This window comes from Rhizobium sp. A22-96 (assembly GCF_053521805.1).
On sequence record NZ_JBNWDQ010000008.1, the window covers coordinates 335,412 to 346,167 of the forward strand.

The following is a 10,756-nucleotide window of genomic DNA, read 5'->3' on the forward strand; positions in this document are numbered from 1 at the left end:
AAGTGCTGCCCAAAGGGTACAGTGACGACAAAAGCAAGGCTTTGCCGGCAATCCCGCTTAAACCTCGCGAAACTTCGGCACCGATGCGATCAGCTCACGCGTATAGGCATGCTGCGGCCGTTCGAAAACCTGCTCTACCAATCCGGCCTCGACGACTTCTCCATCCTTCATGACGACAATGCGTTGGCTGACATGCTGGACGACCCCCAGATCATGCGAAATGAAGATCATGGACAGGCCAAGCCTTGCCTGCAGATCGACCAGAAGATCGAGAACCTGCGCCTGGGTCGTGACATCGAGGGCTGAAACCGGCTCATCGCAGATCAGCAGTTTTGGCTCGGCGGCGAGAGCCTGTGCGATCGACACGCGCTGGCGCTGGCCGCCGGAAAGGGCTGCGGGTCGCCGCGCCAGCAGATCCTGCGACAGGCCGACCAGCTCCATCAGCTTGGCAATCTTCTCGCGGCGCCCCGCCCTGTCCAACCTGGTATAGAGCTTCAATGGCTGATCGATAATGCGCTCTACCGTGAAGCGCGGGTTGAAGGAACTGAGCGGATCCTGAGTGATGGTTTGAATGCCGGCACGCAGGGGGCGACGGGTGCGCTCGGGAAGTGTGCTCCATGGCTGCCCTTCGAAGAGGACGTCTCCCGCATCCGGAGACTGCAAGGCAAGAGCGAGCTTGCCGAGCGTCGTCTTGCCCGAGCCGGATTCCCCGACAATACCAAGCGTCTCTCCGCGATTGATATGGAGAGATATCTTCTTGACCGCTTGCAGGCGACTGCCATCCGCGCGCCTGAAGCTCATGGATATCTCGCGGATCTCCAGCAGGCGTTGATCCGAATGGACGGCCTGCCGGCTCGGCGAGGGTGTGCCCGGCGCACTCAGACGTTGCCCGCGATTGGCGGCGGTCGGCACCGCCGCCAGCAGGCGTTGGGTATAGTCGTGCTGCGGGTTCGCAAGAACACTGCGTGCCGGGCCGATTTCCACCAGCCGGCCTTTTTGCATGACCGCGACCCGATCGGCCAGCTGCGCCGCGACGGAAAGATCATGGGTAATCAGGAGAATGCCATGTCCGGCGGCCGCCAATTCTTTGAAGATAGCCAGTACTTTTTTCTGGACGCTGACATCCAGCGCTGTCGTCGGTTCGTCAGCGACCAATAGCTGCGGTTGGGCGGCAAGCGCCGAGGCGATCAGGGCCCGCTGCCGTAGTCCACCCGAGAGTTCGTGCGCATACTGCCCGGCTCGGACCTCCGGATCGGGAATGCCTACGCGCGCCAGCAATTCCGCGACCTGCTGCGCTACGAGTGCCCTCGGCGATAGACGGTGCGTCAGGATGGGTTCGGCAATTTCGCGGCCGATCGTCCTTAGTGGATCGAGCGATACCAGCGCATCCTGACGAACGAAGCCGATTTCGCGGCCGCGCACCTCGCGCCAGTCTCTCTCCGACAAGTCGAGCAGGTTAAGCGGCTGGCCATTGTGGGCTGTCAGGCTCATGGTCTCGGCGCGCACGGCAGCACGCGGGCCGGTCAGGCCGACGATGGCGCGCGCCGTTACCGACTTCCCCGATCCGGACTCGCCGACCAAGGCCAGAATCTCCCCTGGCGCAATATCCAGGGACAGATCACGAACCGCATCGACGCGGCCTTGCGGGGTGGAGAAGGAGACATTCAAACCCTTCACCGAGAGCAGTGGCGTCCCGTCAGTCGCAGGGCGAAAGCTTTGCAAGCTGGTCTGAATATTCATCGCACATCGCCCGTTGCAAGAATGGTCTGCAGCCGGCGCCCGAGCAGCGTGATCGAGATCACGGAGACGGCGACAACGGTTGCCGGAAGCAGGCTCGTCCAGGGCGCTATGTCGAGGAAATTGCGGCCGTTGGCGAGAAGTGCGCCCCATTCGGCTGCGGGCGGCACGACGCCGAGCCCGAGGAAGCTCAATGCAGAGGCAGAGAGGACAGAGCTGCCGACACCTATCGTCGCGAGGATAAGAAGCGGGCGAATGGAATTCGGCACGATATGCTGGCTGATAATCGTCCAGGGGTGCTCGCCCAGTGCGATCGCATGCTCGACATAGCCCGATAGCTTGACTTGCAGCACCTGTGAACGGATCAGTCTTGCATAACCCGCGACACTGGAAAGCCCGACGGCCAGCAGGGTGTTGGCAGGTCCACGGCCGAGCACGGCGATGACCAGCAGCGCCAACAGGATTTCCGGGAAGGCAAGCAGAATATCGATGAGGCGCAAGAGCGGCCGGGCGATCACCCTTGGCGCCAGCGCTGCGATCGTGCCGAGCACGATACCGCCGATGCTGGCGATCAGTGTCGCACCGACGCCGATGGTCAGCGATTGCGAGGTGCCGTAAACGACGCGGGAGAAGAGGTCGCGCCCGAGTTCGTCGGTTCCGAACCAATGCGTGCTGTCCGGCGCCATGAGTATCGCGTCCGGATCGACCGCCTCCGGATCGAAATGGGAAAACCATTGTGGCGCCCAGACCGCTAGTGCGAGAATGATCACGAAAGCCAGCGGGACGAGCAGGCCGGAAGACAGCCAGGGACGTCGCCGGCCCTCTTGACGGTGTAGGAGCACGTCATCGACCAGGAGTGTCGCATTGGTCATAGACCCGTCCTCCGCAAACGTGGATCGATCATCAGATAGAAAGCATCGACAAGCAGATTGACGATGACGAAGATGAGGGCCGAGAGCATGACCAGGCCGAGCACGAGCGGCATGTCGCGCGTCTTGATCGCCTGCAGCGTGATCTGCCCGATGCCCGAGCGCCCGAAGACCGTCTCGGTCAGGATCGAGCCGCCCAGCGTGCCGGCCAACAAAGTGCCGGTGAGTGTCGATGCCGCCAGCGCCGCATGCCGCAAGCCGTGCCTGACGCGCAGGACCGTCTCGCCGACGCCGCGTGCCCTGACTGTCAGTGAGAAGGGCTGGGACAGCGCCTCCTCCAACCCATCGCGCAGCACCTGGCTGAGCAGGGCGGCAAGAGGGAGGCTCAAGGCGATTGCCGGTAGCGCCAGGGCCGATAACCCGTCATTGCCGGTTACGGGGAACCATTGCAGATTGAAGCTGAAAATGGTGAGCAGCAGGATACCGATCCAATAGACTGGCGTGCTCAGCAATATCAGCTCCACGCCGGAAGACAGCCGCGCCAGGCCGCGGCGGCGGCCCGCCGTCGCCAATGCGATGCTGACGGCTAATAACAGCGCGATAACGATAGCAGTGCCGGCAAGCTGCAGCGTCGGCCCGGCAGCCTCGTAGATCACCTCGCTCACCGGTTGGCGATATTGGTAGCTTTGACCGAAATCGCCAACCAAAGCCTTGCCGAGGTAGTGCGCATATTGAACGATGAGCGGTTGATCCAGCCCATATTGATGGATCAAGGCAGCCCGTTCGGCCTCATCGACGACATTTTCGCCGCCGGCCAGGATCGACACCGGATCGCCCGGTATGAGCTTCACGGCAATAAATGCAATCGTCGCCGCGCCCCAAAGCACGGCAACGATCACGCCGGTCCGCCGCACAGCGGTCTGGAGGGCTTTATTGATCCAGCCAGGCATCATAGAAATTCGGCTTGGCGTTGGTGGCCCAGGAGATGCCGTGCAGCGCTTTGGAGGCGCCAAGCTGATAGGCCGCGACGAAGAGCGGCACGGCGTAGGCCTGTTCGATCACTTCCTTCTGCACGTCGGCATAGAGCTGCTTGCGCTCGGCATCGGTTGCGCCAACTGCCTTGCTCAGCTTCTCGTCCAGGCTTTTGACGCGAGAGACATTCTGGCCATTCGGCGGAAGATAGGTCGAATGAAACACCGTGCGCAGGATATCCGGCTCGGCGCGCACGTAGAAGAACGAGACGAGATCGTAATCATTGGCATTGGTGCGAGCGGTCCAACCGCCGGCATCGACCGGATCAAGCTGAAGATCGAAGCCCGCCTGCTTCACTTGATACTGAACGGCCTGCGCCAGTGTGACTTCCTGTGCGCTGCTGGAGCCCGTGTCATACACATAGTGCAGGGTCAGACGGGCGCCATCCTTCTTGCGTATCCCGTCGGCATCCTTCTGCGACCAGCCCGCTTCGTCCAGCAGTCGGTTCGCCTTGCCGAGATCGAAGCCCCATTTCCTCGGGATATCGTGGTCGTAATAAAGCGTCGATGGCCCGAGGATATTGTCCGCCGGCTTCAACGTGCCGAAATAGGCAGCCTTCACGGCGGCTGGGCCATTCACGGCAGTCTGGAAGGCCTGGCGCACCTTCACATCCTGAAACGGTCCCTTGGAGGTGTTGAGGAAGTAGGAGCTGTTGACGCCCGGATTTTCCCTCGTCACCACCTGCAATTTGCCATTGCCCTGAACGGAGCGATAGTTTGCGGGCGGCACCGCGTCGATTGCCTGCAACTGTCCGCTCGCGAGCGCGCCCAGTCGTACGGAGGCTTCCGGCAGATATTTGAAGACGATCTGGGCGAAATGCGCCGGTCCCTTATGCGTGGCATAGCCCGGACCCCAATTGTAGTCGGCGCGCCGGCTGAGCTTGCTGCCGCTTCCCTTGGTGAAATTCTCGAGAATATAGGGGCCGGAACCGATAACGGTATTTGTCGTTCTCTGCGCCTTCTGCAGATAGGTTGGCGACTGAATGCCGAGATAGGGCAAGCTCAGCCCCTGCAGCAAGGGTGCGAAGGACTGGCGGTAATGGATCACCAGCGTCTGGCTATCGGGCGCCTCGATCTTGTCGATAGGCCCGAGCAGCGACTTGGCATAGCTGGACGTGGTCTTCGGATCGAGGATGCGCTCGAAGTTATATTTGACGGCGGCGGCATCGAGCGGCGTGCCATCGCTGAAGGTCACGCCCTTGCGCAGATGAAACGTATAGACGGTATTGTCGGTATTGATCTCCCACTTCTCGGCAAGCCAGGGCGTGAAGCTATTGTTCTCGGCCTGCCCGACGAGGGAATCGACGATGTTGCGGGTGATAAGGGCCGTGATCGAGTTGCCGGTGATCGATGGATCGATGATCGCGGCATCGGTTGCCAATCCCACGTTAAGGACACCGCCGTCGACCGGTTTCGTCGTATCGGACGCGGCATTGGCTGGCGTCCCGATGAGCGTCAAAAGAGACAATGCCAAGGCGATGCCGACAGCATTCCGCTTTCTGCCATTCACCGTCAAAAATTTCTGTTTCATATCCCGTCCCTGATTTTGTCGCTGCTGCATCGATCAAGTGAGTGCAGATTTGCGATCTGGTCTGCTGGATAGAATATTGTCTATAAATTTACTAGACTAAAGGTATTGCGGTGCTTTTATGCGCGAACAGGCAGAAATCCGTTTCAGTGTCTGACCCGCCTTTGTCGTGTGTCATTCGGATATCGACATCTCAGGCAGATTCACCCATGATGCCTGGAAACATAGTCTACGAAGCGGCTCAACAGGGCACTGCTACTTCTCCGGTGCCAGCAAAGTCCGATAGGCCATGTCGCCTCGGGGCCTGAAAGAGGCTGTTGATGCGTACGACCGGCCAAGGCATTGACGCCGTGCCAGGGAAGGAATGCCGCGCCCAGACCGGCCGCGACAACGGCGTGTACCGTCAGGATATCATCGGCATATTGGATGATACGCGGGGTAAAGCCGATCGTGGAGCACCAACGGCTGATCTGCGAATCCAATCCCGGCCCACGCAATGGCGATAAAGACACAAAGCCGAGACGGTTCAGGTCCGGCAGCCGATCTTCGGAGGGGATCGTCATTTCGTGAGGAAGAACCAGCGCCAGCCGCTCTTCGATAACAGGCATGAAGGCCAGGTCGTTGTCGCCTTCGGACGCTCGGCAGAAACCGACATCGAGCCGGCCATCGAGCAATCGCTGATGCTGCTCTCGCGACGGCAGGTCGTTAAGCGTGATCTGGCTCTCCGGTATGCTTGCCCGAAAGCCGGCGATCAGTTGCGGGGCGGTGACCAGCGCCGATATCCCGAATCCGATGTCGAGCGATCCGGTCAGGCCGGCATTGGCCCGCTGCATCTTCAGGTCGATATCATCACTCAGGCGCAGGAGTGCGCGCGCTTCCTGATGCAGTAGCTGACCCAGGGCTGTGAGCTTGGCGCCATGACGGCCACGCTCGAATAGTGGGCCGCCTGCTGTCATTTCCAGCGCCTGTATCTGCTTCGACAAGGTCGATTGGGTGACGAACAGCTTCGCCGACGCCTTGCCGTAATGGCCGGTATCAACCAACTGAATGAAGGCGCGGAGAAGTTTAAGATCCATTCGAATATCGAATAATTTCTGTCGAAAGTATCATTTTACGAAAAGATGCCTGAATGGTCAAATCGCCCCATGACATTCAGGAGCAATAGTCGTGACCTTCACCGTCTCTTCCGTACAGTTTCAGCATCGCGCCAGCGACAAGGCCTATAATCTCTCGCGCATCCTCCATTTTACCGAGGAGGCTGTCCGGGCGGGCAACCAACTCGTTGTGTTCCCCGAGATGTGCATTTGCGGCTATTGGCATGTTCCGAAGCTCGATAGCGAAGGTCTGGAGGCTCTCGCCGAGCCTCTTTCGGGCCCTTCGGTCTCCTACGTTGCGGCGCTGGCACAAGAAAAGGGTATAGCGATCAGCGTCGGCTTGCTGGAGCGCGGCGAAGATCAGAAATTATATAACAGCTATGTCGTCTGCATGCCCGACGGACAGCGCCATTGCCATCGCAAACTGCATGCCTGGGAACATAAGCTCATTTCGAGCGGTGACAGATTTACTGTGTTCGAGACCCCTTGGGGCATCCGGGCGGGGATATTGATCTGCTGGGATAATAATCTCATCGAGAACGCTCGCGCGACCGCCCTGCTCGGCGCGGAACTGTTGATTGCGCCGCATCAGGCGGGTGGCGGGCATTCCGCCAGCCCACATGGATTGAAGCGAATTCCGGTTGAGAAATGGGCCCGTCGTCAGGAAGATCCCGACGCCATCGAAGCGGAATTTCGAGGCCCGAACGGTCGAGAATGGTTTATGCGCTGGCTGCCGTCTCGCGCTCATGACAACGGCATGTTCCTCGTCTTCAGTAACGGCGTTGGTCAGGACGAGGACGAAGTGCGCACCGGCAATGCCATGATTCTCGATCCCTATGGCCGCATCCTGGTCGAGACCTGGCAGGCCGCCGATGCCATGGTGACCGCCGAAATCGATCTCGATCTACTGGACAAATGCACCGGCCAGCGCTGGATACGCGGTCGCCGCCCCGAGCTTTACGGCTGCTTGACGGAGCCCAATCCGAACGGTCTTGCGCCGATGGAGGCGCGCTTTTCCGAAGCGTCAACCCGCAGCGGTCTGTCTAAAGAGCCGGCCTCATGAGCGCGGTGCTGGTTTTCTGACCAATCCGGAACTCAATACAATATCTCCGTCTTGCTCATCGTGAGGGTGCGCGCTGTCCGGCAATTGCACGGCCGGCGGCGCGGCCGGAGAAAATGCATCCACCCAGGAAGGTCCCCTCGAGTGCATTGTATCCGTGGACGCCACCACCGCCGAAACCGGCTGCCTCGCCGGCCGCGTACAATCCGGGGAACGGGCTGCCATCGGGGCGCATGACCTGTGAGCTGAGATTGGTCTCAATGCCGCCGAGGGTCTTTCGGGTGAGGATATTGAGCCGCACGGCGATGAGTGGCCCCCGCTTGGGATCGAGCAGCCGATGCGGCTTGAGGATGCGCAGCCGATCGCTCAGATAGCGCCGGGCGTTCATGATCCCCATCAGCTGGGCGTCCTTGCTGTACTTGTTCTCGCTTTCCCGGTCGCGCGCCAGCACATGGCGTTCGACATGGTCGTAATCCAGCCTTGGCCCGCGGGCGAGTTCGTTCATGCCGGCGACGAGATCCCGCAGATTGTTGCGCACAACGAAGTCGATGCCGTTGCGCTTGAACGCTTCGATCGGTCCGGGCGCGCGCTTGGAGAGCCGGCTACGGAGTAGCAGCTTGATGTCCTTGCCTGTGATGTCGGGGTTTTGCTCAGAGCCGGACAGCACGAATTCCTTGCCGATGATCGACTCGTTGAGGATGAACCACGAGTAGTCATGGCCAGTCGAGACGATCCGCTTCAGCGTTCCAAGCGTGTTGAACCCCGGAAAATTCGGAGCCTCCATGCGGTCGCCATTGGCGTCGAGCCATAGCGGCGATGGCCCCGGAATGATCCGGATTGCGTGGTCGGGCCAGATCGGGTTCCAGTTGTGGATTCCCTCGACATAATGCCACATGCGGTCGCGGTTAATGATGCTGGCGCCCGACGTCTCGGCAATCCCGAGCATGCGCCCGTCCACATGGGCGGGGACGCCGGGGATCATATGCGTGGGAGCCTTGCCCAGCCGGTCAGTCGGCCAGTTACGGCGGATCAGGTCGAGATTATGGCCGATGCCGCCGGTGCTCAACACCACGGCCGGGGCACGGTATTCAAAGCCCTCGATTCCGTTGCGTGGCGATTTCTTGCCACGCTCGAGATCGTCGCAGGGTTCGAGCACCGTGCCGCGCACCCCGACGACGGCGTCCTGTTCGACGATCAGCTCATCCACCTGGTGGCGGAATGCAAAACGCACCAGGCCGCGCCGCTCGCCGTCGAGCACCGGCTCGCGGAAGACGCGCACCAGTTCGGGGCCTGTTCCCCAGGTCAGATGGAATCGTGGCACGGAGTTGCCATGCCCGAGCGCATTGCCGTCGCCGCGCTCCGCCCAGCCGACCGTCGGAACGAAGCGCACACCCAGCTCATGCAGATATGTGCGCTTCTCGTCGGTTGCGAAGCGAAGATAGGCCTCGGCCCATTTGCGGGGCCAGTAATCTTCGGCCCGGTCGAACTGAGCCGAACCCATCCAGTCCTGCACCGCCAGATCATAAGAATCCTTGATCCGCATCCGCCGTTGTTCGGGACTATCGACGAGGAACAACCCACCGAGTGACCAGAAGGCTTGGCCGCCCAGATTGTTGCGATTTTCCTGATCGACGAAGAGAACCCGGCGTCCGGCCTTTACCAGCTCGTAGGTTGCGACCAGACCGGCAAGGCCTGCGCCGACGACGATCACATCGGGTTCGGTGGTGCTCATGCGTTCTGGCCTCCTGATGTTGCGGGTTCTGGATTGCTCGCAAGGCATAAGCTGACACTTGCGAGGCCGCTAATCTAGGGGTTGCGCTGAGAACTCTCTGCTAATTTTGGATGCAGGTGCTGAACGAGCTTTATGAGCGGCCGCATTTTTCGCCCGTGCGAAACTGTGGCCGCTCTTCGGTGCCAGTTGTTATTGATCGCCCTTTATCGACGCATGGCGTCGCCAGATCCGGGCCATTGCCTTGGCGATGTCGCGGTAGAGGTCGTAGCGTCTTTCATAGTGAGCCGCCAAATTGGTGTTTGGGACGTAGTTGCGCTCCATCTTGACCATCGAGGCTGCACCATCGGTAAAATCCGCGAAGATACCAGCGCCGGTTCCTGCCGCAATCGCTGCTCCAAGCGCACCCGTCTCACGCGAACGAGCGATCGACACCGGCGAGCCCAGCACGTCGGCAAATATCTGAGGCCAGATCAAGCTTCGGGAGCCGCCGCCTGAAAGCACCGCTTCGTTGAAGACGGCCCCCGCCTCGCGCATCGTCTCTATGTGCTCGCGATGACCGAAAGCGACGCCTTCAAGGACGGCGCGGACGAGATGCCCCTTCGTATGCCAGCCGGCAACCCCGTAAAAGCCGGCTCGGGCATTGCCGTTCTGCTGCGCCCCATAGAGAAAGGGATGGTAGATCGGGTCGTCCGCAGCCGGCACAATGGCGGCGGCAAGCTCGCCGCAGAGATCGAAGGGTGAGCGCCCGCCTGTGGGGACGTCAGAAAAGAATTCCCGGACCAGCCATTCTAGGTTTGCTGCCGAAGTGGCGCTCGACTCGATCGCCATATAGCGCTCGCGGTCGAAGGTAGAGGACATGAAGACGGGGCCTGACAGCTGCGGCCTGTCGATGATGACCTGATTGATGCTCCAGGTTCCCGCAATGATCGACGCGTCACCCGTCCGCGTGACGCCGGACCCAATGGCCGACGCGATGACATCGAACAGACCGCCGACAACGGGCGTGCCGGCGGCAAGCCCCGTCTGATCGGCGGCTTCCTCGGTGATCTCTCCCGCAATATCGGCGCTCTCGATCAGTGACGGCAGAAGCTCCATGCAGTCGCCAAGGCCATAGGCCTCCATCAATGCCCGATCGTAGCGGCGATTGGCGACATCGAGCAAACCGCATCCGGTCATGTCGGACATTTCGCTGACCCGCATGCCGGTGAGCCGATTGACGATGAAGTCCTTGCATAGGAAAATCGTGCCGACCCTGGCGAAGGTCTCCGGCCGATGCCGCTTTAGCCAGGCGAGCAGTGTCGGCGTCTGCGACGGCCAGGGCCGCTGCTGGCCGATCGGATAGGTGCGGTCACCCACGCCTTGCGCCTGCCATTCCTCAACGAGACCAGCCGCTCGCGTATCGAGCGACTGAATGCCGAGCAGCGGCTGACCGTCGCGATCCAGCGCATAAAGCCCGTTTCCGTGGCCGGCACAGCCCACCGCGGCAATATCCTGCGGCCTGATCGCCGCCTGCTCGATGCAACTGCGGATGACCTTGCGGGCATTCGCCCAGAGCTCGTCGAGCCCACGTTCCACATGCCCGGCGCATGGCATGCGGCTATGGCCCTCTTCTGCCGCCGCCGCGATTTCGTTGCCCTCCCGGTCAAAGATCACCGCCTTGATGACGGTGTTGCCGGCGTCGAGCCCCAATAGATAATCTGCCATG

8 protein-coding genes are annotated in these 10,756 nt (G+C 60.9%); 1 reads left to right on the forward strand and 7 read right to left on the reverse strand.

Features of this window, described 5'->3' with window-relative positions; all coding sequences use genetic code 11:
• Positions 1-57: 57 nt before the first annotated feature.
• The 5 genes from ACQZ6F_RS31090 to ACQZ6F_RS31110 all read right to left on the reverse strand — a co-directional run bounded on the left by ACQZ6F_RS31090 (position 58) and on the right by ACQZ6F_RS31110 (position 6,241).
• A complete protein-coding gene (locus tag ACQZ6F_RS31090) occupies positions 58-1,740 on the reverse strand; it encodes a dipeptide ABC transporter ATP-binding protein (RefSeq protein WP_449095036.1) in 1,683 nt (560 codons plus the stop codon).
• Positions 1,737-2,609 (reverse strand): ABC transporter permease, encoded by an 873-nt coding sequence (locus ACQZ6F_RS31095; RefSeq protein ID WP_449095037.1) that lies wholly within the window; start codon positions 2,607-2,609, stop codon positions 1,737-1,739. Before ACQZ6F_RS31095 ends, ACQZ6F_RS31090 begins: the two co-directional genes overlap by 4 nt.
• Positions 2,606-3,556 (reverse strand): ABC transporter permease, encoded by a 951-nt coding sequence (locus ACQZ6F_RS31100; RefSeq protein ID WP_449095038.1) that lies wholly within the window; start codon positions 3,554-3,556, stop codon positions 2,606-2,608. The genes ACQZ6F_RS31095 and ACQZ6F_RS31100 overlap by 4 nt, the downstream gene beginning before the upstream one ends.
• Complete coding sequence (locus ACQZ6F_RS31105) at positions 3,537-5,168, reverse strand: ABC transporter substrate-binding protein (RefSeq protein ID WP_449095039.1); 1,632 nt, start codon at positions 5,166-5,168, stop codon at positions 3,537-3,539. The genes ACQZ6F_RS31100 and ACQZ6F_RS31105 overlap by 20 nt, the downstream gene beginning before the upstream one ends.
• 200 nt (positions 5,169-5,368) lie before the next feature.
• Positions 5,369-6,241, reverse strand: a complete 873-nt coding sequence (locus tag ACQZ6F_RS31110; protein ID WP_449095040.1) for a LysR family transcriptional regulator — start codon at positions 6,239-6,241, stop codon at positions 5,369-5,371.
• Positions 6,242-6,332: 91 nt separating this feature from the next.
• Between ACQZ6F_RS31110 and ACQZ6F_RS31115 the strand changes: the two genes are divergently transcribed.
• Positions 6,333-7,322: a nitrilase family protein gene (locus tag ACQZ6F_RS31115; RefSeq protein ID WP_449095041.1), complete on the forward strand. Its 990-nt coding sequence runs from the start codon at positions 6,333-6,335 to the stop codon at positions 7,320-7,322.
• 55 nt (positions 7,323-7,377) lie between these two features.
• Here the strand turns inward: ACQZ6F_RS31115 and ACQZ6F_RS31120 are convergent, their stop codons facing one another.
• Positions 7,378-9,051: an FAD-binding dehydrogenase gene (locus ACQZ6F_RS31120; RefSeq protein ID WP_449095042.1), complete on the reverse strand. Its 1,674-nt coding sequence runs from the start codon at positions 9,049-9,051 to the stop codon at positions 7,378-7,380.
• A gap of 189 nt (positions 9,052-9,240) precedes the next feature.
• The gene (locus tag ACQZ6F_RS31125; RefSeq protein WP_449095043.1) at positions 9,241-10,755 is read right to left on the reverse strand and encodes an FGGY-family carbohydrate kinase; all 1,515 of its coding nucleotides are present in this window, start codon (positions 10,753-10,755) and stop codon (positions 9,241-9,243) included.
• Position 10,756: the final 1 nt, after the last annotated feature.